The organism is Bacteroides sp. 41_26, assembly GCF_949740115.1.
Lineage (GTDB): Bacteria > Bacteroidota > Bacteroidia > Bacteroidales > Bacteroidaceae > Bacteroides > Bacteroides nordii.
The window spans coordinates 40,758-67,420 of record NZ_CATJGZ010000051.1 but is presented as its reverse complement, the minus strand read 5'-3'; the positions used below and the strand labels follow the sequence as shown (position 1 = coordinate 67,420).

At 42.0% G+C, this 26,663-nt stretch carries 15 protein-coding genes; 2 read left to right on the top strand and 13 right to left on the bottom strand.

Annotated features, from left to right (window positions below; genetic code table 11):
- The first annotated feature begins 109 nt into the window (after positions 1-109).
- On the top strand, positions 110-1,057 hold the full coding sequence (gene cysK, locus QX565_RS03265; protein ID WP_025866837.1) for a cysteine synthase A: 948 nt from the start codon (positions 110-112) through the stop codon (positions 1,055-1,057).
- Positions 1,058-1,114: 57 nt separating this feature from the next.
- Here cysK and QX565_RS03260 read toward each other — a convergent pair whose 3' ends face one another.
- The 13 genes from QX565_RS03260 to rnr form a co-directional block, all read right to left on the bottom strand.
- A complete protein-coding gene (locus QX565_RS03260) occupies positions 1,115-3,427 on the bottom strand; it encodes an alpha-L-rhamnosidase-related protein (protein WP_195348921.1) in 2,313 nt (770 codons plus the stop codon).
- Between the two features lie 12 nt (positions 3,428-3,439).
- Entirely contained in the window at positions 3,440-5,605 is a 2,166-nt protein-coding gene (locus tag QX565_RS03255) for an alpha-galactosidase (RefSeq protein ID WP_122201450.1), read from the bottom strand.
- Between the two features lie 165 nt (positions 5,606-5,770).
- Positions 5,771-8,971 (bottom strand): phosphodiester glycosidase family protein, encoded by a 3,201-nt coding sequence (locus QX565_RS03250; RefSeq protein WP_195348922.1) that lies wholly within the window; start codon positions 8,969-8,971, stop codon positions 5,771-5,773.
- A 25-nt stretch (positions 8,972-8,996) separates the two neighbouring features.
- The gene (locus tag QX565_RS03245; protein WP_195348923.1) at positions 8,997-11,645 is read right to left on the bottom strand and encodes a glycoside hydrolase family 2 TIM barrel-domain containing protein; all 2,649 of its coding nucleotides are present in this window, start codon (positions 11,643-11,645) and stop codon (positions 8,997-8,999) included.
- Between the two features lie 55 nt (positions 11,646-11,700).
- Positions 11,701-12,576 carry a hemoblobin-interacting domain-containing protein gene (locus QX565_RS03240; protein WP_025866841.1) on the bottom strand — a complete coding sequence of 292 codons (876 nt, stop codon included), beginning with the start codon at positions 12,574-12,576 and terminating at the stop codon, positions 11,701-11,703.
- Between the two features lie 34 nt (positions 12,577-12,610).
- Entirely contained in the window at positions 12,611-14,215 is a 1,605-nt protein-coding gene (locus QX565_RS03235) for a beta-N-acetylhexosaminidase (protein WP_289291242.1), read from the bottom strand.
- Between the two features lie 4 nt (positions 14,216-14,219).
- Entirely contained in the window at positions 14,220-15,719 is a 1,500-nt protein-coding gene (locus tag QX565_RS03230; protein ID WP_025866843.1) for a LamG-like jellyroll fold domain-containing protein, read from the bottom strand.
- An 83-nt stretch (positions 15,720-15,802) separates the two neighbouring features.
- Complete coding sequence (locus QX565_RS03225) at positions 15,803-17,581, bottom strand: RagB/SusD family nutrient uptake outer membrane protein (RefSeq protein ID WP_195348924.1); 1,779 nt, start codon at positions 17,579-17,581, stop codon at positions 15,803-15,805.
- A 13-nt stretch (positions 17,582-17,594) separates the two neighbouring features.
- Entirely contained in the window at positions 17,595-21,053 is a 3,459-nt protein-coding gene (locus QX565_RS03220) for a TonB-dependent receptor (RefSeq protein WP_223381608.1), read from the bottom strand.
- Between the two features lie 137 nt (positions 21,054-21,190).
- Positions 21,191-22,114 (bottom strand): FecR family protein, encoded by a 924-nt coding sequence (locus tag QX565_RS03215; protein ID WP_025866845.1) that lies wholly within the window; start codon positions 22,112-22,114, stop codon positions 21,191-21,193.
- A gap of 62 nt (positions 22,115-22,176) precedes the next feature.
- The gene (locus QX565_RS03210; RefSeq protein ID WP_025866846.1) at positions 22,177-22,740 is read right to left on the bottom strand and encodes an RNA polymerase sigma-70 factor; all 564 of its coding nucleotides are present in this window, start codon (positions 22,738-22,740) and stop codon (positions 22,177-22,179) included.
- A gap of 55 nt (positions 22,741-22,795) precedes the next feature.
- The gene (locus QX565_RS03205) at positions 22,796-23,269 is read right to left on the bottom strand and encodes a pyridoxamine 5'-phosphate oxidase family protein (protein ID WP_025866847.1); all 474 of its coding nucleotides are present in this window, start codon (positions 23,267-23,269) and stop codon (positions 22,796-22,798) included.
- A gap of 65 nt (positions 23,270-23,334) precedes the next feature.
- Entirely contained in the window at positions 23,335-25,476 is a 2,142-nt protein-coding gene (gene rnr / locus QX565_RS03200; protein ID WP_025866848.1) for a ribonuclease R, read from the bottom strand.
- A 186-nt stretch (positions 25,477-25,662) separates the two neighbouring features.
- On the opposite strand from rnr, the gene QX565_RS03195 reads away from it, so the two are divergent.
- Positions 25,663-26,562 (top strand): cation diffusion facilitator family transporter, encoded by a 900-nt coding sequence (locus QX565_RS03195; protein ID WP_122201447.1) that lies wholly within the window; start codon positions 25,663-25,665, stop codon positions 26,560-26,562.
- Positions 26,563-26,663 lie beyond the last annotated feature (101 nt).

Below are 26,663 nucleotides of genomic sequence, written 5' to 3'. Positions count from 1 at the left end.
TCCCTCATTCATAGTACGAATTTACCACAAGTGTGGTATTTCCGGCGAACCAAAACTCCTCTATCTTTGTCGTATAATAAAAAAACAGATAATTAATACATTAACAGATATGGGAAAGATAGCAAAAAGACTGACCGACCTCGTAGGCAACACCCCGTTGTTGGAGCTGAGTAATTATAATGCAAGTAAAGGACTAAAAGCTCGTGTGGTGGTAAAGTTGGAGTATTTTAATCCGGTAGGCAGTGTGAAAGACCGTATCGCTTTGGCGATGGTGGAAGATGCTGAATCAAAAGGAATCTTGAAATCGGGTACTACGATTATTGAACCGACGAGTGGAAATACAGGGGTAGGACTGGCTTTTGTTTCTGCTTCTAAGGGATATAAGTTGATTTTGACGATGCCGGATACGATGAGCGTAGAGCGGAGGAACTTACTGAAGGCTTTGGGGGCCGAACTGGTACTGACTCCCGGTGCAGACGGAATGAAAGGAGCTATTGCCAAAGCAGAAGAGTTGAAAGTAAATACTCCCGGTGCAGTGATCCTACAGCAATTTGAGAATCCTGCTAATCCTGCTGTCCATGTGCGGACTACCGGACAGGAGATATGGCATGATACAGACGGACGTGTAGAAATATTTGTGGCAGGTGTTGGTACAGGTGGTACAATAAGCGGTGTGGGGAGAGCATTAAAGGATTACAATCCTCAAATAAAGGTAGTAGCTGTAGAGCCTGCTGATTCTCCGGTTCTGTCCGGTGGTAAGCCCGGACCTCATAAGATACAGGGCATCGGAGCCGGATTTATTCCTAGGATCTATGATGCTTCGGTAGTGGATGAGATTGTGCAGGTGCAGAATGATGATGCCATCCGTACCAGCCGTGAGTTGGCAACGAAAGAAGGCTTACTGGTTGGAATCTCTTCAGGAGCTGCCGTATATGCGGCTACAAAGCTGGCAGAACTTCCGGAAAATAAGGGTAAGACAATAGTAGCGTTGCTGCCCGATACGGGAGAGCGCTACCTGTCCACTATTTTGTATGCTTTTGAGGAATATCCTTTATAAGTCAAGAGTCTGTTTTAAATTAAAACAAGCTCTGAAAGCTGAAAGTTATTATATGGTTTACTGTGACATAGTAACTTTCCATACACCAGAAGATACCTTTATTGCTATCTGATTGGTTGATGAATATTCCGGTCTGCAATATTTGTTGGACCGGAATTTTCCGTTTTTATACACACTGCGACCGTTTACTTCGATTCTCTTAATTTCCGGTTTGATGGGAAGCAGCGCTTGCGTATTCTCTGGTACGGTGAGATGCATCTGTATCCGGCCGTCTGTTCTCTCTAATGAGATTGATATCCTACCGTTGACAGTCAGCAGGCTGGTTTCTGCATGAATAAGATTGCCCATTTGGGGAAATACGCTGAACTCTTTGAATCCGGGCTTTACAGGAGAGACGCCACATACATACTGGGATAATAGTGTCAACCCTCCTCCGCTCCAGGCATGGTTATATGTTCCGCCTCCGAACCCCTGAGGTCCGAGTCCCCATCCCTCAAACAGGGTCGTGAGAGTGGGATGATTGACCATAGACTCAAACCGTTTCTTCATTCGTGCGAGTGCCTCTTCGGGCTGGTTCATTACAAATAGTGCTTCCAAGACGTATTTTTCCATATAAGGACTTGCATACTCGTACTTTCGGAACAGATTGCGAATGGCTTCATATTTCGATTCATCTGCCAAACCTGATATTACCGCCAATGCCTGCAAGCGGTCGTCCGGATGGGGAATGGTGCTATTGGCTTTGTAGGCCGCTCCGTTCCAGTAAGCCTGGTTAAAAGCATCTTTGAGCAGACGCATCTCTTCTTTTAGGTTGGTGGCATCTTCTTTTTTATCAAGTACTTCTGCCATTTGTGCTGTACCTTCCAGAGCGAGATAATACCAGGCGTTGAACAGCCCTTCGATATCGATATTCGTTCCCCAGTCTCCCCATGTCCAGTCTCCGCTACGGAACTTTATAGTACCGTCCGGATTATATTGCCATACGTGCAGATACCGTTTTACGGCATCATACAAATCTTCTACGGGAATCCTGTCTCCGGTATTCAGATAATAGTTCCAGAAACCATAACGCCCTATGCTTGCCAACATTTGTCCGGGGAGTTCCGTATGATAATTGGAAGAAGGTATGGGAGAAAAGATAATGCCATTATCCTGCTGCCAGCCCATTAGTTCGTACATCCCTTTTTTCATCAGTAGATGTGATTTGGGACAAAGTGCATAGAAGGATTCTCCCGATTCAATGACTTCGTCTCCCCACCATTGTGCGCGTTCGCGGTCGGGGCAATCCATGTAGGTGTCGCGCATGGTGACTAATAATGTACGCTGTGCCTTTTGCCAAAGTCGGTTGAAGAAGTCGTCGTTACAATTGAAAGTTCCTGCAAATGAGGTATCATAGCTTGTTTCGCGATATTCTGTTTTAAGCACCTCCACGCCTTTAGGTATCAGATAATACACCGAATGTCCGTTTATCCACCCCAGGCTTTCATAAGACTGTTGCCCGCCTTTGGTGATATATTCGCCCCGTAGATTGTATACTCCGCCGCCTTTGTAATCATCCGTATACATGGTTATGACTTTCCCTTCGGGGGCTTCCAGCTCGATGCAAGGGGTGAGTTGCATGTTGTAGGGCAGCCGGCAGATTAGGGTATCGACCTCATTCCCTCGGTGCCATTGGCTGTCCGGATATTCTTTTTTTCCGTAATCTTTCCATAAGGGAATAATTCTTGGGTGGAGTTTATTCCAGGGTGCCGAACCCTCGGTTCCCACCTCTATGGCAGGGGCCCACGGATAGGTGAGATTACCGGTAGGTTGGATAATCCAGTCTTCCGGGAATATACGGGCGTCATAGCCGATATTGGATTCCGATAGTCTGAAGTTGGGCTGTGCTCCTGCCGGTGTATAGTATCCCGGATGCAGGGTAGATAACCATTGCTTGTCTGTGTTTAGGTTGAGGCTGCCGGACAGGCTTTTGACGTACAGCCCCGCTTTGCCGCTGGGTTGGTAGGAGAATCCCTCCTTTCCGAAGTACCACAGCAGAATGGCAATGGAATTATTTCCTTCTTTCAGGAATGAGGATATATCTACTTCGTCATAGTATGTATCCGAAGGATTGGGTCCTCTTTTGACGGAGCCTTCAAAAACAGCGAGACGGCCATTGATCCACATCCAGTATTTACTGTCGGCTGCAATCTTTAAATGGATATCTTCTTGCGGAAGGGAATCTATAAGCATATCCTTACGAAAACAAATCCAGGTATTGGATGCGCTTTGATTTTCGAAGGCTGTAATCCAGTGTGCCTGTTCGTTACTCGCATATGTAAGGACAGTCAGCATTAATCCGGTTATTGCTGCTAAACTTTTTTTTATCATAATCCGAAAGTGTTATTTGGTTTTCTTTAAATGGAAAATCTTACTGTCGTATTCTTTATCGAGCCATACCTCCATTCCCTGGTCTATAAGGAATCCGCCGGTTATTGTTTTTTTAGCCTGTTCTTTCAGGTCTGCCGTGTTGATCTCACAGATTTCGTAAGAGGCCTCCGGAGATAGTCCTTGAAGGGTTAATCTGGGAAATGAGGGGTTGAAGCGGTGTTTTAATTGATAAACAAAGAGTACCGCTTCTTCCTTGTCGGGGGTGACGTACATCAGTGAAGATATATTTTTCTGTGCATAGGGTGAAATCAGCCTGTACAGATCGCCAAACTGAACAACCGGGCGAATCTGCTTATAAGTGGATATGGCCTGTGCGGCAAATTTATATTCATCCGGTGTGAAATCTTTGGGCTGCATCTCCATACCGAGGCGTCCAGACATAGCTACGTCGAACCGGAACTTCAGGGGGATAAGTTTATTGGTCTGATGATTGCGTGCAGCAGATACGTGTGACCCCATGGCTATGGCAGGATAGAATTGCGATACTCCCCATTGCATGTATATCCTCTCTATGGCATCTGTATCGTCACTGGTCCAGAATTCATCGAAATAAGGAAGAATGCCATAACTGATTCTTCCTCCGCCACTGGCACAAGCCTGCATAAGTAAGTCCGGATATTTGGCGCGTATTCTCTGAAGAACTTTCCGAAGTCCTCTGTGATATTCTATGTATAGGTGTGATTGTTTGTTGGCCGGAAGGTAATTGGAGCCGTAGTTGGCAAGGCTCATATTAGCATCCCATTTAATGTAAGCAATCTCCGGATACTGTGTCATTAACTTGTCTACTACTCCGAAAATGAAGTCCTGTACTTTGGGATTGGACAGATCCAGTACAAGCTGATTGCCGCCCCGTCCTTTCTTTAAAGGCCGATTGGGTTGTGAAATAACCCAGTCCGGATGTTGTTCATAGAGTTCGCTGATAGTATTGGTCATTTCAGGTTCTATCCATATACCAAACCTGATAGAGGCGCATTTACAGGAATCAATAAGTGCCTGGAGCCCGTCGGGTAGTTTGCCGGGACTGACTTCCCAGTCTCCCAGTGAAGAACGGTCGGAGTCTCTGGAGTATTTCTTGCCAAACCATCCATCGTCCAGTACGAACATCTCTCCGCCTAAACCGGAAAAGTCGTTTATCATTCTACAAACGTCTTTCATGTTTACGTTGAAATACAGTCCTTCCCAACTGTTAAGAAGTATATCACGCTTTTGTTCTCCATGGGCCAATGCATATTTCCGTGCCCAACGGTGGAATGTCCGGCTGATTTCTCCTTTGCCTTTGTTGCTATAAGACATCACCCAGGCTGGTGTGACAAAGGTTTCTCCTTTGGATAGTTTATATTCGGACTGGAAATTGTCGATACCGGCAATCAGGTGCAGGCGGTGCGAATTATCGAGTGTGCAGTTTATTTTGTAATTACCACTCCATGCCAGTATTCCGGCATATACATCACCTGTGTTCTCTTCCAGACCATCACGGCCCAGCATTACCGAGGGATGATCTGTCAGTGCATTACGTACTCCGTCTCTGTTTACGAGTATTTTGCTGCCATGAGTCAATATTTCTTCTTCCATCTGGTGCTCCGAGGCCCATGAACCATGCAGGTGTTGCATGGTATATTGTCCCGGAGGCAAGGGCATGTAGGCAGAGGCAAACTGCCGTAGTTCTACGAAACCTTTTCCCGAATATTGATAACCAGCCCAACTTTCAATGATATCTTCATCGTGGTATATTCTGTAGTGCAGCGTTACTTCCAAAGGATATACCGTATCTTTCAGGTAGAATTTCCATTCATCGGAATGATTACCTTTGATGTTTTCTGCTTTCTGAAAGCGCAGATCTAATGACAGGTTTCCGTCCGGATACATAACTGCCATTGCAGGTTCCAGGGTACAGTCCAGTCCGAACTGTGGATAGGCTTCGCGGTAAAGCATACCGTTGCCGGAGTTCCAGATGTCGGAGGGATCAAGTACTCTTCTTCCGAAGTAATGCAGGTAGAGCTGTCCGTCCTTTTCTCCCGTCAATAAGAGGGAAGTGCGGGGAGTACTCAGGAGAAACTCTTCGGCATAAACAGAGGATGTAAATAACAGTAATGTTAAAATGATAAATAGATTCTTCATTGATATAATAATGTGTTTTGGTTACGAATATATTTTACCACAGAGCACACGGAGTACATAGAGTTTTAATTATTTCAGAATCAATTACAGAATTACTCTGTACTCTGTGGTGGACTGATTTATTTTTTAATCCGGTACGGGGATTTGTGTAGTTCTGTCTGGTCATCATATAATGAGTTTGAATGAATGATTTTCGCTTGCCATATTCACCCGTAGTATATATATACCGGATGATATGTCGGTGAAGTCCAGGCGGATATTATCTGTAAATTCAGTGACTTCCTGCTTCAGGCAGATGCCGTTAATTGTATATAATGAATAAGCTATCTTACAAAGATCAGTATTTTTCTTGGTGAGGTAAAATACATTTGAATCAGGTGCCCGATAGAATTCGATAGGGGTTGCTGTTTTTATGGTCTGATTTATGCCGGTAGATATACTTAAATTCAGATACCGGGTGACACTTATTCCGTTAAAAGTAGCAGTGACGGTTCCTTTCTTTTCTGGTCCGTTCAGTATTAAAGTACGGTCTTTAATATATCCCAGTCCCGGAGAACAACTGAGTACCGCACCGGTAATGTCCGTGTCTGTGAGAACGCTGTATTGATTGTACCCCATTACTTTCAGAGGAATGGAGCCGGAGGTGATCTGCTCTTTGTTCCAGTAATTAAAATCCATACGAACAATGTTTTTATCTACCGGAGCAGATGTTTGTAGCAACCATCCGTTTGTAACGGCTCTTTCATTACCGTCACTCGGCTTGTTGACCACTGCGTGATTAACCACCATGCCGGTAGATCCTCCGCCATCAAAACCCACTACATTGGCTGCACCCAGGCTGCGAAATAAATCGCACATTTCGTCGGTGTACACTCCTCTGGAATGTTCCTGTCGTCCGTCAATAGCCATCATATACAGCCATTTACCATCTGCAGAGCATCCCACTCCTGTTCTTGGATACAGCACGTTGTTGTAACTGTCGTTGAAGTTGCAATCGGTTAATATTCCGTTTTTCATCAAGAGCGAATTGCCTCCGATCATCTCTTTGATAAAGGGAGTTTCGTTTTGTGGTGTCTTAATTGTCATTTTAATGTTCAGCTTTTGTCCGATAGTGAGTTTGTCGAGAAACGTTTTTGCCTGAGCGATGCCCGATAAAGCCGATTCGCCGGCTTCCAATGCGTTATGTCCTTCCGTATCTTTAATGATTCTCGTAATAATACAAGCTACCGGAGCATTTACTTTCCACTTGTATCCCTCGGCGGGTTTGAAGAAAACTTCTGTTTTAAGTTTATCGCCTATATCTGCATTTTCATCCATTCGCGTGTAGCCACCTGCAAATTCATTATAGAAAGTCAGATCGCAGGAATAGCAATCCGTTCTGGGAAGGTTGACGTCGTAAAACCGGTAGGAAGATATAGGAGCTTTCATACTGGTTACAGAACCTTCAAAGCTCATATTGTCGAGCGTTGGTTTGTTCGTATAGTCAATAGTAGCAAAAGCCCAGTCCATGTTTCTGGGCTCGCGTTGCACTACTCCGTCGGCAATGCACCCTCCCCGCGGGGCTCCGATGGGTAATTCATTGTGCGCTTTTATATTAAAGAAATCCCCGTTAATACCTGCGTAGGCATCGGCTGTTTCAGAAGAGTATCTGTCACATGCGGCAGATACTCTTTCTAATCCTTCTATTGTGTTTTTACCCAGAAAAGTGCGGATCTGCGTATGGGGGTTCTGCAGGTCTATCTTCAGAATATGCGCTTCTATCGGCATATCTTCGATACGAATATGGACATAATCACAGCCGGGGCCGGGTATATAAGTATTCAGGGTATCTACCTGATGCTGTTCTCCCCGTATGATAACCTGATTGGAGGGATTATACGTTTCAATGATTTCTATTAGTTTTTTTCGGAAGCTACTGATCTCTGCCGAACTTCTTGTGTAGTCGGATGGTGATTTGTATACTTGTTCAAGAATCTTTTCTGCAACGTGTCTTCCGGCTTTATCTTCCACCATTTTTAATAACTCATAGTCTTCCTGTCCTTCTTTCCATCGTTCCAGCCGGGCTGAGGCTACGGGTTCTTTGATATTGAATAAATCTCCGGGAAAGACCAATCCTCCATCACCTACGGCATTGAGACTTGTATCGAATGCGAACGGATTGAGACGGTACCTGTTTACCCCCCAATACAGGAATCCTGTTTCCTGTTCCTTCCATACCCTCCACATGATGGCTCTGTTGTGAAAAGGGGTCTGGGCAAACAAGAAGTTAGGCTGAACGCCGGTTGGTCCGCAACAGACATATGTCCACCATTCGGCTCGTGGTTCGACCAGTTTTCTGAATTTCTCCGCGCCGGAATTCTCGCAGTTGTATTGTTCGGCTGCAATCGGGAATATTTTTACATATTTTGTGAGGAAATCGAACGTATAGTCATAGTCCCATTTATGTTCTCCTTCGACAAGAAAGCTGGAGATCGGTACGAGCATTTTAGCGTTTGGCTTGAGAGATAGTATATGGGCAGATTCTTTGGCGATCTGCTCATAGTGTTCGGGCGTTTTGGGCTCATCCCAGATGTAGAAGTAACATCGGTCGAAATATCCTTTTTCCTCCATATCATTACACATTCGCAGGAGTTCGTCATCTTCCAGCATGCAGGGAAGGGCAAACCGGCAGAAACGTTTGTCCTGAAGTAACTTCCGGCTTCTCGGATCGTCCCATGGCCATGGTGAGAAACAGTTGTCCCAACGCCATGTATTCCGGTCTATGAGCTTGCCATAATAGGGGTCAATGCGTCGTGAAAGAAGAAACTCATTCCAGAGTTCTTTCTGCTCATCCGAACCGTTGTCCGGTAGATTATCTATGTCAATACAGAACTCCGAAGGAATAGAGGGAGTCAGGGGGATTTCATAATCGGCTACACGTACTTTGAATTTAAGATTGATGGAGTTTCTCAGTGTCTTAATAGATACCGTGTATTCATATGTACCCGGTTGGCTGTTCCGCGGAGTTTCGAAAGTCAGCCATACAACCGAGGTTGATCCTGTTGCCTGTATGGTGGATACAAACGGTACTAAGGCATCTTTGTATCCATCTATATCCGTAAGCATTCTGTAGTGTACATTGAATGCTTCTGGGATAGATGATGAAATGGTAATCTTTTCTTTAGGTATTGTATTCAGAACCACCTGTAGATGCTCCGTTTCTCCTTTTCCCAGTACAACCTCATTCCATTCTTTTGCCGGAAAATCTTGGTAATTCTCTAATAATTCCGTACAGGGTAATACCCATACATTATCAGAAGCCTCTTTTACTAATTGGCCGGAACCTAACAAGAGCCAGCTGACGACTAAAATAAGATACTTTTTCATGGTGTTTATTGTATTTATTGATTAATTATTTTAAACCTCCTTCACCGAATTCGCTTTGTTGGCGTTCTACATTTTTTAGTTCCCGGTTCAGTCTGTTCCGTTCTTCTGTGTTATCTTTCCGGTTATTATCAGAAATTGAGCCTAGCTGATATACTCCCGTTCGCTCCTCCATATTGTAAATAGCAGGAACAGATGCCGGTAAAACAGTAAATTCCAACTCCCCTTGTATGGGCATTTGTATACCCGGAAAATCAACTTCGGCTCTTACTTTTACTTTACCGGGGCGGAGTGTTGTCCGAAGAAGGATAGGAGCAGTTCCCCACTCAACCGGGCGGGGGTTGGTATGTGTTTCTTCGTTGGCAACCAGTCTCGCTTCTCCTTCAACTGAGAATTTTATATGATAATTATTCAACCGTTTGATATTTCCGTTTTCGTCTGTAACAGAAGCAATCACTGTGATCAGATCGGAACCGTCGGCAATGGGCTGAATATTTTCGTCATCTAAGTGCAGTGTGATTTTACCTGGACGCCGGGCAGGCATTCGTTTATGTTCGGCTACCTTTTTACCGTTTCGGAAACCTTCTGCCAACAGATAGACCTCATCCCAACGCTCCTGTCGTGAGAGCGCTTTATCTTCCATAAAATGATAGGCATCTTTGAAAATGATAATGGGAGAAGGCATCCCCGGCCTGTCCTTTTTTTTGTAGGTATATGTTTTTCCGTGTTTAAAGACAGTAAGCCTTACTTCCTCACAATTGGAATAGACCGTTACATCCGCCGGAGAGAATGGAGTCATTTCATGGGCTATATATATCATAGGTCCGCTTTCTACCTGTATGGCGAGTGAATCGACAGGCCGTTGGGCCATGAACATATAATAAGCGTATTTGGGTTGCCTGAATACATCTGTCAGACCACCATAAAAAGGATCGGGATGATAACCTCTCTGATGATCAAATGAATGCCAGAGGCAACCGCCGATATGCTGTCTGGATGTTTTCCAGAGTCCGTCATAACTTGTGCAAGCATAAGGAGGAGATGCATAATGGTTAGCTTGTGTTAACATAGGGTATTCTCCCCAGGCGCGGTTGGCCCTGCTTGTGGAGTTGTGCGAGTTCCAGTCGTCCACGTTGTCTCCCCACTCCCGGGTGAAGTAAGTTACATTCGGGCTCAGTTCTTTGATCGCTATACCTGTATCTCCGTTGGAAGGATGTGTATAGAGTATTGAGAATTTGGATGAACCGCGTGCTTCAGCGTCCCCCACCACATGGGAGTAGGGATACGGATATTCTTCTGCCACGATTTGCTTAACACTGTCAATAAATGATTCGGGATACCATGTCTCATTGAGTACGGGTTCCCAAAGGAATACGGAAGGGCGGTTCCGGTCTCTGCGTATAATATTTCTGATATCATCGAATACCCGGTTCCGGAATATCGGGTCTTCGTTCCAGTATTGCCAGCCCGGTGTGTTCTCAATGACAAAAAGTCCTAAGGCATCGCAGGCATCCATAAAAGCCGGGTCCTGCGGATAGTGCGCATTGCGGATGATATCGAGCCCCAGACTTTTTAGTTTCTTTGCATCGCGCCAATGCAGATTGTTGGTCATAGCATTGCCGATTACAGCAAAATCCTGGTGACGGTTTACCCCCATTATGGGGTGAGGATAAGGTTTTCCATTGATCCATAAACCATCTTTTCCTTTAAATTCGATGCTTCGAATTCCTATCTTTTTTCTATAGCCGTCTATTACTTTTCCGGTATGATCTTTTATCTCGATTTGCATTTGGTATAAGGAAGGAGAAGAAGGATACCATAGCTGGGGCTTTTTAATGATAACATGTTCTGAATGGCTGACGGCTTTTCCCGAAGGGATAGAAAACGAATATGTGGTTTGTCCTGTTATTTTTCCTGCAGGGTCTCTCAATGTGATGTAGGTTTTACCTTTAAAGTTCTTGGGCATTTCGTTTTTTAATTGCAGTTTAATATGAATGTCGGCCGATTTTGCAGATACGTTGTCGTACGAAACGAATGTCCCGCCACCGGCTACTTCGGATGCATAATTATCGTCAGTGATAAATACTTTATTATGTGCTATAAGCCAGCAGTCACGATAGATACCGCCACAATAGGTAAAGTCGAGAAACTCTTGCGGTTTTCCCGGTGGATAAAGCGGATTGTTTGAATTATCGGTACAGATAGATATTACATTGTTTTGACCGGATTTTACTTTGTCTGTCATATCTATAATAATGGGGAGATATCCTCCGTAATGAGTGGTGCATAATTCATTGTTGATCCAGACTTGTGTTTTACCCATTATAGCCTCAAAATAAAGAAAGAGTTTTTTATTGCTGAGTCTTGAGTCGGGAGTGAAATGTTTTCTATACCAGCAGATACCCTGATAGTTTATACATCCGCTGGCCTCGGTTGGTAAAAGGTCGATGCTGTGCGGAATGGAGACTTGCTCCCAATTGGAATCATCAAAAATGATCTTTTCGGCTCCGGGCACATCCCCTTTATGAAATCTCCATGAGGGATTCATGGAATAGACCTCCCTGCCCGAGCCTTTGACAGGAAAGAATCCGGCAACGGAAAATTCGGGCTGAAAAGGTTGTGTAAAACCTTTCAGACAAAAACAGATAAATAGTAGTAGAATGAGGTTCTTTTTCATATTCGTTTTTAAATGAGGTTGTACTAAAAGGCTTAGTACAACCTCGTTGGGGACACTATCGTCCGATTACAATCTTTATTACCTTATTGATGTTTTTACTACAAACTTTAGCAAAATAGATACCTGCATTCAAGTGATTCAGGTCATATTGATTATTGCCTGCAATGACCTGATAGGATTCTATTGTAACTCCGGCCAGAGAAATGATAGAAACCGATTGGATTAGAGCATCGTCATTGATTACCTGTAAGCAGTTGTTGCTGAAACATACATTCTGTGCTATGCTTTCATTTTGGATGGAACTTGGGTCAAGTTGAATGCTTGCATCCGGATGATCCCAGGCTGTTATTTTGATGGACTTGGCAGTAGTTAAGTCTTTTAGAATGTAAAGAGCACCTGCTTCCAGACTATAGTCATCCGTGCTTAAAGCGGTTCCGTCAACGTTGATTTCTTTTATCAGCATTCTCCAGAGTTCGCTATCCGTAAAGGTAATAGTGGTATACTCGGCCGTACGTTCTTCCAGAGCAAGTACCGGAGATTCGTTTTGAGGAGGGGTATCACCATAGTAACATGGAATATATTCCGAACCCTGCTCGTAGCCATCGTCTATCAGATATACAATCCAATAGTAACCGTCAGCAGCATTACCCATATTACCTCCGGGGATAGTAGCTGTACCCTCCTTGGCTCCCGGATTATCAAAATAGCACCATGTCGTGGAGTAATGACCGGGAATACCGGTAATAGTTTGTCCTAAGGGTGCAATGTTCATATTATCCTTTGGGAATCCGAATCCACCGGTGTAGTGAGTAACAATATCTTCTCCTCTAGTGAAATGAAACTTGTCTAACCAAACTTTTGCATAGTTTTGAGACCATAGCTGTGCGAATGATGCCAGCACACAAATTAATAATACCGTAAACTTTTTCATAATGATTAATTTTTTAGTAAAACAATAGGGATATTTATTTAATGTATCCGGCAGATTTCCATCTTTCCCGGAATGGTTTCAGAGATTTCAGGAACCTATCGAAATTTTTATTTTCTTTTTGAGTCCATCCTGTTTCTGCATACGTTGCTATTTGCGGATAAACCATTTTGTACATGATATCCGGGCGATTTGTCCATTCTCCCCACATGGCACATGATAATCCCAGAATTTGTTCTTTCCATGCTGATACGGATTCGGGAACGGGATTGAAACGGTATGCTTTTTCTAAAGGAATAGGGGTATGCGCATACTCTAATCCGGGCACAATCTTGTCATAGTTGTAGTTCAGATACGTATATTCACAAGAGTTGTTTACTACCTTTAAACCGCGCTCTAGAGCTTTTTCCAGTAAGCTCTGATTGCCTGTCCAGAATTGGACAATTGTATTCTCCGGATTCAATTGGCTTTTTACTTCATTTCCGGTTTGGAAAGCATGAAGTTTATCACCTGTTATGTCATTCCAGCCCATCAGTTTTTTGCCTTTGCTACCCAGATAAGCAGAGAGATGATTGGTGAACCACACTTGTAATTCTGCCGGTGAAGTAATCTGTTCTTTTTTCATGAATAGCAATACTTCTTCAGAATCCAGCCATTCATCGTATTTCACCTCGTCTCCTCCGATATGGATAATATCCGAGGGGAACAGTTCGATAACTTCATCTAAAACATTGTGAATAAACTCCTGCACCTGTGGATTGACAACATTGAAAGCGGTTGTTAATACTCCGTAGCCACAGGGAACGGAGATTTGCTTTTTACTGCAACTCAACCAGGGATATGCTGCAATAGCAGCGGAGGCATGACCCGGAAATTCTATCTCGGGTATGATTTTTATATGCCTGTCTGCTGCATAGGCTATGATTTCACGAATGTCTTTCTGAGAGTAATATCCGCTCACAGGCTTACCATCATAGACTGTACTTTCATACCAGTTCAGTTGAGTGGAATCTCTTCGCCCTCCGATTTCTGTGAGAAGAGGATATTCCTTTATTTCAATTCTCCAACCCTGATCATCTGTTAGATGCCAATGAAATACATTCATTTTGAGCAAGGCCATTTCGTCAAGCAGTTTTTTTACTTCATTCTTTCCCTGAAAGTTACGGGCTTCATCCAGTAGAAAACCTCTCCAGCCAAAGGCTGGTGAATCGGTTATTTCAACATAAGGACACTGCAGGTTTTTCCCGTCTTTTTTAATGAGTTGCCTCAATGTCTGAATAGCATAAAATACTCCTGTAGTAGTTGCTGCCTCAATGTGGATGCCCTGAGCATTTATCAGAATTGAATATCCTTCTCGGGGCAGGTCTTCTTTTATATCTATTTTCAGATTGGCTTTTTCCTTATTAGTGAATTTACAAAGCAGGTCTGATTCCTTTTTCAGAACCGGTATAATTCTCTTTATTTCACTACTAAACAGGTCATTCGAATAGATGTATAACTGTTTTCCGATGTCGAATGTACCCTTTTTCCAACAGATATGATTGGGATAAGGCAGTATGGCAGTTACTTCATTAGCTAATGCAGGTACACCTGTCAGTAATGACATAAAGATAATCAGGTATATTTTATATAATCTCTTCATGGAATTACTTTTTAAATTTGAATGTTGAAATCATAGCTGCATGATCTGACGGAAAGCGTACCGGGTGTTGATCGATCATCTTTGATTCAGTGACCTTCACGTTCTTACCCATATAGTAAATGAAGTCTATCCGATACTGAATATCCAGTTTTGACATGGGTGACCAGGTTAAGCAAGGGTATTTTACCGGATCGGGATATAACTCTCTATAAGAATCTTTAAATCCTTTTTCAAGCATAAGAATGCTGGTCGGCCATTTCACAGCATATCCCTCAAAGAGATGTTTGGCTTTTTCTGTCCAGTCAAGATGAGACCCACTGTTGAAGTCACCTGAAACGAATAAGGGAACATCTTTCTGGTCAAAGAAAGGTTGCATGTCTTTCAAAATTGTTGTCAGTTCTTTATATCGTGTAGGTAATTCTTCTGCTTCGACCTCAGAGGCAGGAATCCGGGCCTTTACTTGATCATCGGTAATAGGGCGATAATCCAGCCATAGATTAACGTAATTGATGGTTTGTGTTTTACTGATTCGTATTGTAGCTGCACATGTGTTGAATGGCTGAAACATGTCCCAGGTTTGTTCGATGGGATATTTGCTCATAATGGATAGATTAGAGCTTCTCAGATAAAAGTGATACCCCAGTGCATCGGCAATTTCCGGTCCTGCACCATATGTCTCGATCATGCCTATGATGTCTGCTCCGGATGCTTTGATAACATCTACGACCCGGTTTACTCCTACCTGTTCGCCAAGTTCATGACCTCCGTGAAAGATATTGAATCCCATAAGATTAATATTCGGAGTAAATTCCGGTAATATCTCTTCTTGCCGGATACCTGTATACCTGAAATATTCCTCTGCTATCTCTGCATCACTTTTTATACGGTCTGCGAATGAAAAATTATCCAGCATTCCATTAAAACTGTGCCATTGTTCGTCTGCTTTATTGCCTAAAAGTAACGGATTGGAAGTGGCCAGATTTACATTACCGTTCGTGCAATAAGTAGCTACATTTTTACCGTCATAGTACATTTTCATTTCCTGTTTTTCTGCAAAGTGGGTAATAGCCAGGAAATGCCATTTCGCATCGTTGATCGGTTGACGTTTTACGGTCGGTTTATAATCCCATTGCCAGTTTTTGCCATCGGTGAAATATGCTGCCCATGAGCCATTTTCTTGAGTAGCAATCATAAATCCCGGATCTTTCATTTCAAGGGATTTTTTGTTGGTGACCAGTGGTTTCAATCCATTGTATGTATCGGCTGATTTCACCCATATCCCAATAGAGAATGAACCTGACATGTCGATAGAATCTATCTGATTTATAGGTAGAGGTGCACGATAATAGGCAGCTGTACTAATGTCCAATGCTTTGCCTTCTATCCCGTTGGAAAATAGATATCCTTCGTAGAAATTTGCCGGATCATTGAAGTCAATGATGACTTCTTTGGCACTTAGTTTTAAGGTAATAATTACGGATAAAACAATTAAAAGATATTTCATTTTAAGCGGCTTTTAGGGGTAATACTCCCCCTTTGCATGCTATTTAATGGCATGCAAAAAGAGAATGTTTACCTGATTATTAGTTATTTATCCCAGAAAATAGTTTGGCGTAAATTGGGGTTATATGTAAATTGGGTCTTTGGAATCGGATAATAGTAATATTTGGGTTCAATGAATTTCTTCGGGTTCGTAATATCATTGGTCAATATGATATAACCATGATCTCCTTCCGAAAGTGAAATACTGGTTTTCTCCCCCTGTTCTTCCAGGTAATAAAGAACTTTCTTTTTATAGATTGGTTTTACAGATTCTTTATTCAGGAAGACACCTACATCGGTTACTCCATCCCCTGTTACATCAAATACGGTATTCAATTCGGCAATGTATACTCCCTGTGGCATTTCGAGCAATTTCCCGACTTTCCAACGGAGTATGTCATCTTTACGGAAACCTTCGCAAGCCAGCTCTACGCGCCTTTCTCTCCTGATTTCGAGGATGGCGTTCTTGAGGTTGCCGTTTACATTCGGATACTGTTGTTCCAGAGTCGGGTCAATGGTTAACTCGGACAATACCATATGTGGCATACCTACACGGTCACGAAGCTGATTGATACTTTTATCTAAGTCTGCTTGTGTCAGTGTGCCTAATTCGGCCTTTGCTTCTGCATAGATAAGTAGTATTTCGCCTAGTCTCATTAATGGCAGGTCGTTGTAAGAACATCCCCATTGGTTTTGCTGAGGGTCTTGCGGTACAAATTTGATTTGCGTATATCCCCCCAGATTCAGGTTTGGTATAAATGGTTTTGCATCACCCGGACGGATATATCCCGGATACATAAATGTCTGGCGGTAACGAGGATCTCTGTCTTCAAATGTCTCCATGAATGTTTTGGTTTTATAGTTGTCTATCGATGAGAATGGTACTGCTTTTCCATCTTTCTTGATCAGATAACTTTCCATTAGAGAACGGCTCAAATCGGTGTTGTAGGAAAATACATTCATGGCTACATCATGCTTAATATTGAGGTCATAACTGAAATCTTTAAATAAAAGTATCTCTTTGCATTTGCTCAGATTATTGCTGATGAACATATTGCCATATGCATCAATGCCTCCATCGGTATAAATCCCGAAATCGGTGGTATTTGCCATAATCTTTTCACAGGCATTTACTGCTTTTTCGAGGAATTGATCGGCAGAACTCTGTAGTTCCAGTTCATCATGATATTTTCTGAATGTACCTTCGTGTAAGGCAATTCGGGCAAGTAGACCATATGCATACCATTTGTTATAGACTGTTCTGTCTTTTATATCTGGCAGTATGTTTTGAACACCGAATTCCAAATCTTCCATTATTTTGTCTACTATGAATGTCCGGGGATCCTGTGTTTTCATCAACAACTCTGTATCGGTATCCTTTAGTACATGCTCATACCAGGGGCCATCGCTATAGCGCTTTACTATTCTCTCATAATACTCCAATCCGCGTAGCATGCGTACGATACCGATATAGTGGTTAATCAGTTCCTGGCTCCCTTGGGCTTTGTCGGCATTATCAAGGAAATAATTTAGTTCACGTATTTGTCCCCAATACCATCCTCCGACTGTTTCTGGTGTGATGTTACCTCGAATAAGGTCTAATATTTCATCTTTCTCGGATGCAACTACATTATCTGTTCCCGGGTCCCAGTATTTAGGAGATTCACTTAGGTAGAGCTTATTGACGAATAATGCCAGATCTGAAGGGGATCTGAAGAAATTTTCTGTAACTAGTGACGTTTCAGGCAATCTGTCCAGAAAAGAATCATTGCAACTACTCAGACTTATCAATGCTAAAGCTATATATAATATTTTCTTTTTCATACTTATTCGATTTTTAGAAATTCAGGTTTAAACCAAATGAGAATACCCGTTGCATAGGATGTACAAGGTTTTCTCCTCCGTTTCCAAGAGCTTCCGGGTCAACATTCTTTGTCAGTTTGGTGAATTCGGCAATATTTTCTCCGCTGAAATAGAATCGTACCTGATCAATTTTTAATTTGCGGGTGAGGCTTTGAGGAAGTGTATATCCAAATGTAATATTCTTAATTCGCATATAAGCTGCATTCTGCAGGTATTTGGTTTGCGGAGTACTAAGATCTCCGGCTCCTTCTGCCGTATACGATTTCAGGCGTGGGAAATATCCGTTCGGGTTTTCCGGTGTCCAGTGGTCAAGGTTATTGACATATACATCCGACCAGGGAGCACGGTAAATTCCGAAGAAGGTGAATACATTGGGATACCAGTCTTGTTTGCCTACTCCTTGCAATAATATGCGTAAATCAAATCCGTTCCAGGCTGCATTAATGTCAGCACCGTAGCAGTATCTGGGTGTTGAGTTACCGATTACGGAAAAGTCTCCGGGATTATCTTTTGTCCAATCGCCTTTGTTAACATAGCCATCCTCGTTTAAGTCTTTGAATTTCAAATCACCGGGTGCTAAAGGACGATCGCCTGGATAGGACGTTACCGCCCATTGATCAGCGTGATTTTTAATATCTTCTTCACTTAAGAAGAATCCTTCTGTGGTTAATCCCCAGATCTCACCAAGGCGTTGTCCGACATAGTAGTCATCTAATTGTTTCTTTTTATTGTCGAATTTTGTGATTTCGGCGCGTGAGTCAGATAAATTGAATTTTACCGAATAGCGGAAAGGCTTCGAAGCCAGACTGAAATTATCCTGCCATCCGATAGAGAACTCCCAGCCTTCTGTTTTCAGGTCGGCAGCGTTCTGACGCGGAGGATCAACTCCGAAGACGCCTGGTAATGTTTTGCCTTTTGTCAACATGTCTTTGGTGTTTCGGCGATAAATATCTCCGGAAATTGTTAAACGGTTTTTAAAGAATGCAAGGTCAAGACCCAGATTCATTGTATTTACTTTCTCCCAGGTAAGGTCATCTGAAATCGGACTGGGAGAACCTACACCTGTAGTTTTTTTACCTTCCAACAAGTAAGTACACTCATAGAATGACATGTTGGAAATATACTCGTAATAACCCACATTTTGATTACCGAGCCATCCGTACGAAGCACGAAATTTGGCTATGTTCATGACCTCTTTGACGGGTTGATAAAATTTCTCATTTGATATCACCCATGCACCGGAGAAAGACGGAAAGAAGCCGAATCGATGCTTCTTGGTAAAACGGGAGGTCCCGTCATAACGTCCGTTGGCCTCAAAAATATATTTATCATCGAACATGTAATTTACCCGGTAGAATCCGCTTCGGGTGGCCCAGGTATGACGTCCGTCGTATAAACTCTTTTCACCGGTGGCTATTTGGATGCTTGGAGCAGAATCGCTGAGCATTCCGTTTCTTTCGCCTATAAAGTATTGGGCAGATTCCACTTGTTGTTCGAAACCAATGGTAGTACCTACTTCGTGCTTGCCAAATTTCTTATTGAAATTGGTATAGATATTGAATAATGAGTATCTTGAGTTATCATGTTCACTTTTTGCAAAGTCTTGCCATCCTAATTCTTTAGGGGTACTGTCAGGGCCATCCTTGTATTCAAATGACTGATCGGATTCCCAATAGTTTTTATGTTTATTCCAGAATTTGACAGCAAAGTCTCCTTTTACCGACCATATGTTTTTGATAAGTTGCAGATCGAAAGAGATTTGAGTTTGTGCCAATAATTCAGTATAATCGCTATTGCCACCTTGCTCGGTTCCGGCAATATATTTGGCTCCGGCTTCTGTCCAGCTCCCATCGGGATTTTTGGGAATTTCCAAGGCATTAGCATTATGAATTCGTTTATAAAGCCAGCCGTTATCCAGAGATGCGGGTGCTGTATACGTATAATACGTCATGGAAGTATTATTTGAGATATTCAACCAATCGGTAACCTGATAGCTGACATTACTTCTCAGATTATATCGGTTGTACATATCCGTATTATACTTGACCATACCTTTTTCACTGAAATATTCGCCGCCCAGATAGTATGAAGTCTTTTTCGTTGCTCCGGACATACTGATACTATGTGAATGTGCAGTACCTGTGTTGTTATAGATTTCATGGAACCAGTCTGTTGCCCCCAGATAAGTGTAGCGGTTCGGGTCTCTCGGATTGATCATAGCAGCCGGAAGTGACGGATCGAGTGAGCGTTGTTTAGCATATTCCAGTTCCTCTTCTGAGTAAAGGTCATACCAGGGGGCTCCCATGATTTTTTTATATGAGGCCTGTATATAAGGGTCTTTTACTATCTCAGGTATGCGCCCCAGAGTCCGGATGCTCATTGTATTGTTGAATGTAAAATTGATCTTTTCACTTTTTCCTTTCTTAGTTGTTACCAGAATCACTCCAAATGCAGCACGAGCTCCGTAGATGGCTGCTGAAGAGGCATCTTTCAAGATAGATATATTTTCTATGTCGTTGCTGTTCATACGTGAAAATTCGGCTTCTTCCATCGGAACTCCATCCACGAGAATTAGAGGTGCCCCCCCTCCGTTAATGGAAGTTGCACCACGAATATTGAAACCTGGTGTTTGACTGATCTGACCACCGTTGGTACTGATGTTCAGGTTAGGTACAAGTCCTTGAAGCATAGTTCCTACATTGTTGGCTGTACGGTTTTTCAATGTTTCGCCGGCAAGAGCTTCTACTGCGCCACTCAGGTTTATCTTTTTTTGTGTACCGTAACCCACTACTACCACTTCATCCAGTTGTTCGGAGTCATCATACAGCGTAATATCAAATTTATTTTTATTTCCGATTGTGATTTCCTGGCCCTGCATGCCGATATAGGTGATTGAGAGTATGGTTTTGTCGGTATAGTCGCCCTGGAGACGAAAATAACCATTGACATCGGTTACTGTCCCTTGTGAAGCTCCTTTTACGAGGATACTGGCACCTATCAATGGCTCCCCATTGTTATCTCTGACATAACCGGTCAGTACCCGTTTGGTTTCCTGTTCTGTTTTTTGTGTTTCCTGGGAAAGTACAATATGGTTTCCACGCATTTTATACCGGATATTTTCCCCTTTGAACATATTGTCCAATACAGTAAATACAGGTTCGGATTTGGCATTTATAGAATACTTTTTCTTCGTATCGACTTTAGAATTAATGACAATGAATAGATAGTCAGTTTGTGACTCTATATCATTTAGAATGATCTGTAAAGGTTCGTTGGAATAACGTATGCTTACACGTGCATTTTGAGAATGCGTATTGATTGCGTAAACATTTAATATTCCCACAATGAGCAGGAAGAGTGTGATTTTCATAAATCTAAATAATATTGTTGAATTAGAAGCGTAATTATCCTCTAACATCAATTTCTTTTTCATATATTTGCTATGTTTTAAGATTAATACAAAATACTGTGTTAATTTTTCCAAGGGGATATCGATATGTTTGGCGACGGCTCGATATTCCCTTTCCTTTTAATAATTACTATGCCTTTCTCATACGCTGATTTTCTTTTTTAGTTAATATAAATGATATGTTTCTCAAAATCTCTTTGATAAGTGAACGGTATATCCACTTGCAATACTTTTAATGCATATTCCAGTCCGTCAATTCTACGGAATTTACCCAGACATAAGTTGTTCTTGATAGCACTATTATTAATCACAATCTCAATTCCATATACCTTCTCGAACTCTTTCATCAGAGCTTCAAAAGTGATATTGTTGAAATTAATAATTCCACTGGTCCAGCTATAATAACTATCATCTTCTATTTTGCTTCTTATAAGTTTGCCGTCCGACAATGTGGCTCTTTCGTTTGGTTTCAGTATTATTTGCTGGTTGTTTGCACTTACTTTTACAGTTCCTTCCAATAGAGAAGTTATGAATTTATTTCTGTTCTTATAAGCTTCCACATTAAACTTTGTACCTAAGACTTCTACTGTTCCTTTAAATGTACGGACAATAAATGGTGCATCATTTTTTTTATGAGTTATCTGAAAGAATGCTTCTCCATCTATTTCTACCGTACGATAATCATCGGTAAATTTGGTAGGATACTTTAGTGTGGTACCTGAATTGAGGTACACATTACTGCCATCTGCTAATGTCATACTCATATATTGTCCCAGTGGTACGGTGATTTGTTGTATAGGTAGCGTTTCGTCTTTCAGGTTTGCTATAAACCACGATAACAGTATGGCTCCGATAAAAACGGCTGCATAACGATAAAACTGGGTGATTTTTATTTTCTTGTATCTTGTTTTCTGATTTATGAAGGATTCCTTTTTTCCGACTAAAACGATAGCTGTATAAAGTTTTCTCTCCCTAAGTAATTCTTTCATATTCTCCGGGGAAGCATCTGCCCAATTCCGTATCTGAATTCTTTCCGCTTCGGAAGCAGTGCCGTTAAAAAAACGATATAGTGATTCTTTATCCATAAATTTTATCCTTTACGTCTATATAACTAATAAGGGTAAAGATACCCTAACAAAAAATTGAATTAATTTAGAAAAAGATAGAAAAAAGCAGGTAAATAGTCTTTTAGAGCAATACGCATTACTTTTAATGCTTTGGTGATGTGAAATTCGACGGCTTTAATTGATACTCCCAGACGTTCTGAGATCTCACGGTTTGTCAGGTATTCCATCCGGCTTAACAGAAAAACTTCTTTTGTCTTTGTCGGCAAAGACTCGATCGCTTTATTCACAAGTTGCTGTACTTCTTCAGAGAAAATTTCTTGTGGATTACAGGCCTCCAGCGAGCTAATCTGGAAATCCAGTTCCCATTCTTGTTGACTTCTTAGATGATCAACAATTTCTTGCTCCTTGCGAAGTCGGTTCAGGTAAGTTAAGCATTCATTTTTAAGAGAAACAAGAATATAAGCGGGTATATTAGCTCCTTCTGGAAGTTTGTGCCGGTTCTCCCAATATGAGACAAAAGAATCAGTTACAAAATCTTCTGCGATACTTTCCTCTTTCACATAAGAAATTGCTAATCTTAAAAAGCGTTCTTTGTAAGTTTGATAAAGTTCGCCAAAGGTTAATAGATTCTGATTGTTTTCCATAGTGTGTGTATATTAGATATAATTAATGATCGGATATGGAAAAAACGAATGTAACTTATCTCTTATGCGGTGCCGCATATTCTTTTGCCGTTACACTACTGATAGGGATCTCCCATATTTTTACATTTCTTACAGCCGGGTCTGAATAAACAAATTCTCGGCTGCTATAATGTTTCATGATGATATTCAGTGCTTCGCGTTTGCTGTCCATATCTTCAATGAAGCCTACTTTTCCACGGCAGATCACACTTTTGGCTTTCATCCGGTAACTGCAGGCTACTTTGGGATGCTGAAATACCAGCTCATGGTCTGTGCTGAAAGTGATGCATACGTTATTGTTACGTTCCAGCATATCAATGCTGCTTCCTGTTGGTCCGGAATGCAGATAAATCACCCCTTCCTGATAACCAAAGTTCATGGGTATTACATATGGATTTCCCTCCTGATCGGTGATACCGACAAAGCAGATATCACAGCGGGAGATAATTTCTTCTACCCGCTGTTGGTCTTCTATGATGACTGTTTTCATACGTATAAAGTTATAATGTGATAGGGCTATAAGGTGGTAAAGTTATCACTTTACCGCCTCCTTTATTACATTAATGCAAAGTCAAGTTGTTTTTTCTCCAGATTGGCACGGGCTACTTTAATGGTGATTGCATCACCCAAGCTGAATGTCTTATTCTTACGTCGTCCGCGCAGACAGTAGTTCTTTTCGTCGAACTCATAGTAGTCATCGTCCAAATCACGCATAGGTATCATACCTTCACACTTATTTTCGTTAAGCTCCACATAAAGTCCCCATTCTGTGACACCGGAAATTACTCCATCATATGTTTGTCCCAACCGTTCGCTCATAAATTCTACTTGCTTGTACTTGACAGAAGCACGTTCGGCATTTGCTGCAATCTGCTCCATGTTAGAACTATGATCGCAGAGATCTTCATATTTGCTTTCCGAAACACTTCTTCCTCCGTCCAGATATTTGGTCACGAGGCGATGTACCATCATATCCGGGAAACGACGAATGGGGGATGTGAAGTGCGTATAGTAATCGAACGCCAATCCATAATGTCCGATGTTGTGTGTTGAATAACGCGCTTTTTGCATGGCACGGATAGAAACTGTTTCAATCAGATTTTCTTCTTTCTTTCCCTGAATATCGTCCAACAGGTGGTTGATGGACTTTGATATGTCTGTCTTTGTGCCACTGGTACGCAACTTATATCCGAAACGGGCAATGAATTGTGAAAGATTATCCAGCTTCTCCGGATCGGGTAGATCATGGATACGATAAGGCAATACTTTGGCTTTCTTTCCTTTGGGTACGCGTCCTATCTTCTCGGCTACGGTTCTGTTGGCAAGTAGCATAAACTCTTCTACGAGTTTGTTGGCATCTTTGGATTCTTTGAAATAAACACTGACCGGTTTTCCTTTCTCGTCTATCTCGAATTTCACTTCGTAACGGTCAAAGTTAATAGCTCCGGCAGCAAAACGTCTTTCGCGTAACGCTTTGGCAATTGTATCCATCATCAAAACCTCCTCTTTGAAATCTCCCTCCCGGGTTTCGATAATTTGCTGTGCTTCTTCGTAAGTGAAGCGGCGGTCGGAATAGATGATTGTATGTACGATACGTGAGTTCTTTACCTCTCCTTTCTCGGTGATGTCAAAAATAACAGAGAAAGCGAGCTTTTCTTCGTGAGGGCGTAGTGAACAAAGGAAATTACACAGACGCTCGGGCAGCATCGGGATAGTACGATCTACCAGATAGACAGAGGTAGCACGTTTCTCGGCTTCTTTATCAATGATACTTCCTTCTTTTACATAGTGCGTTACGTCTGCTATATGTACTCCTACTTCCCATAAATTGTCTTTTAGTTTACGGATAGAGAGTGCATCGTCAAAGTCTTTGGCATCCTTTGGGTCGATGGTGAAAGTAGTGACCTTACGGAAATCTTCCCGTTTGGCTATCTCTTCTTCAGAGATTTCAGCCGGAATCTTATCAGCAGCCTTTTCTACTGCCTGAGGATAGACATAGGGTAAACCAAATTCTGCCAGAATAGCGTGCATCTCAGTGGTATTGTCTCCGGCTTTACCCAGAATATCAAGTACCTGTCCGATTGGATTTTTAGCTTTGTCCGGCCATTCGATTACTTTCACAACAGCCTTGTCTCCGGTTTTTCCACCTTTCAGTTTATCTCTTGGGATGAAGATATCATTTGCCAGCGTCCGGTTTTCTGTTACCAGGAAAGCATAAGATTTTTCTACTTGTAGCGTACCCACAAATGTGTCGTTGGCACGTTCCAGTATTTCAATAACTTCCCCTTCAGCGTCATGGTTCTTGCGTTTGGCAAAGAATGCTATTTTTACTTTGTCATTGTTCATTGCATGGGCAGAGTTACGTTCGGCCACGAATATCGGGTCGCCTCCACCTTCGGGGATGAATGAGTTCTTTCCGTTGCTTTTACGCTGGAAGGTTCCTGTCATCTCGATGCCGTGGTTGTTGAGTTTGTATTTATTCTTATCAACTTCCGTTATGTAGTCGTCAGTCAGCATATCCGCGAGAATATCCATGCACAGCATTTTCAGGGGATGTGTGGTGAGGTGTAGTTCCGCGAAAAGATATTTAAGGCTGATAACTTCTTCCTGTCTGGTGTGGAAGAAATCCATTAATGTGGTTGCCAGTTCTTTTTTCTTCATTCGTTTACCGGCTTTTTTTTCTTTCTTTTTCGCCATGATGTTTTTATTATTATAAGTTACGAGCTAATAAGTTACGGATTTTGAAGCGAATGCAGGTGAGGCCTGTTACTCATGAGACGTAACTTATTTCTATTGTTATTAACTACAAAGTAAATGATTAAATATCAATAATTCAAGAATTTCATGTACATTTGCCCAATAGTTGATTTATATTATAACAAAATGGAATCCAAAACTCCTTCCCGGGAAAAAGAAATTTATAAAGTGACTGTTGTGGGAAGTGTGGTAAACTTCTTACTTCTTGTCTTTAAGTTCTTCGCCGGAATAGCAGGACATAGTGCTGCTATGCTGGCTGATGCGGTTCATTCTTTATCCGATTTTGTTACTGATATTATTGTGATTATCTTTGTGCGTATCTCTAACAAGCCAGAAGATAAAGATCATGACTACGGACATGGAAAATATGAAACGCTGGCTACAGCTATTATCGGGATATTACTTTTGTGTGTCGGCTTTGGTATCCTTTGGAACGGTGCTTCCTCTATCTATGATTTTTTTCATGGAGAACAGCTTGGGGAGCCGGGAATGCTGGCATTGATAGCGGCGTTGGTTTCGATTGTACTAAAGGAAATATTGTATCAATATACCGTTATAAAAGGACGAAAACTGAATTCACAGGCGGTGATAGCTAATGCATGGCATCATCGGAGTGATGCCCTTTCTTCTATCGGAACGGCTGTTGGTATTGGCGGGGCCATTTTACTTGGTGACAAATGGAGAGTACTTGACCCGATAGCTGCTGTAGTAGTCAGTATTTTTATAATGAAAGTAGCTATTCAGTTGTTGATACCTTGTGTAGATGAGCTTTTGGAAAAGTCATTGCCTGATGAGGTAGAACGTGAAATAGAGCAGGCTGCGCTTTCATTTCCCGGAGTAAGTCAGCCACATCATTTAAGAACCCGTAGAATAGGGAATCAGTACGCCATTGAGTTGCATGTACGTATGGATGGAAAAATCTCATTGGAAGAAGCTCATCGTACTGCTACGGGAATTGAGCGAAAATTGAAGGAAATGTTTGGAGAAGGAACGCATGTGGGTATACATGTAGAACCGATTAAATAATGTGCTAATGTGTTAATATGTTAATATGCCAATGTGCCAATTAAAAGAATGTACTAATATACCAATTGGTTTTCGGCATGTTTTTATAGCGCAGCACATTG

Excerpts from the sequence above, each read along its gene's own strand:
- cysK (WP_025866837.1), top strand. The coding sequence starts at position 110 with ATGGGAAAGATAGCAAAAAGACTGACCGACCTCGTAGGCAACACCCCG.
- QX565_RS03260 (WP_195348921.1), bottom strand. The coding sequence starts at position 3,427 with ATGATAAAAAAAAGTTTAGCAGCAATAACCGGATTAATGCTGACTGTC.
- QX565_RS03255 (WP_122201450.1), bottom strand. The coding sequence starts at position 5,605 with ATGAAGAATCTATTTATCATTTTAACATTACTGTTATTTACATCCTCT.
- QX565_RS03250 (WP_195348922.1), bottom strand. The coding sequence starts at position 8,971 with ATGAAAAAGTATCTTATTTTAGTCGTCAGCTGGCTCTTGTTAGGTTCC.
- QX565_RS03245 (WP_195348923.1), bottom strand. The coding sequence starts at position 11,645 with ATGAAAAAGAACCTCATTCTACTACTATTTATCTGTTTTTGTCTGAAA.
- QX565_RS03240 (WP_025866841.1), bottom strand. The coding sequence starts at position 12,576 with ATGAAAAAGTTTACGGTATTATTAATTTGTGTGCTGGCATCATTCGCA.
- QX565_RS03235 (WP_289291242.1), bottom strand. The coding sequence starts at position 14,215 with ATGAAGAGATTATATAAAATATACCTGATTATCTTTATGTCATTACTG.
- QX565_RS03230 (WP_025866843.1), bottom strand. The coding sequence starts at position 15,719 with ATGAAATATCTTTTAATTGTTTTATCCGTAATTATTACCTTAAAACTA.
- QX565_RS03225 (WP_195348924.1), bottom strand. The coding sequence starts at position 17,581 with ATGAAAAAGAAAATATTATATATAGCTTTAGCATTGATAAGTCTGAGT.
- QX565_RS03220 (WP_223381608.1), bottom strand. The coding sequence starts at position 21,053 with ATGAAAAAGAAATTGATGTTAGAGGATAATTACGCTTCTAATTCAACA.
- QX565_RS03215 (WP_025866845.1), bottom strand. The coding sequence starts at position 22,114 with ATGGATAAAGAATCACTATATCGTTTTTTTAACGGCACTGCTTCCGAA.
- QX565_RS03210 (WP_025866846.1), bottom strand. The coding sequence starts at position 22,740 with ATGGAAAACAATCAGAATCTATTAACCTTTGGCGAACTTTATCAAACT.
- QX565_RS03205 (WP_025866847.1), bottom strand. The coding sequence starts at position 23,269 with ATGAAAACAGTCATCATAGAAGACCAACAGCGGGTAGAAGAAATTATC.
- rnr (WP_025866848.1), bottom strand. The coding sequence starts at position 25,476 with ATGGCGAAAAAGAAAGAAAAAAAAGCCGGTAAACGAATGAAGAAAAAA.
- QX565_RS03195 (WP_122201447.1), top strand. The coding sequence starts at position 25,663 with ATGGAATCCAAAACTCCTTCCCGGGAAAAAGAAATTTATAAAGTGACT.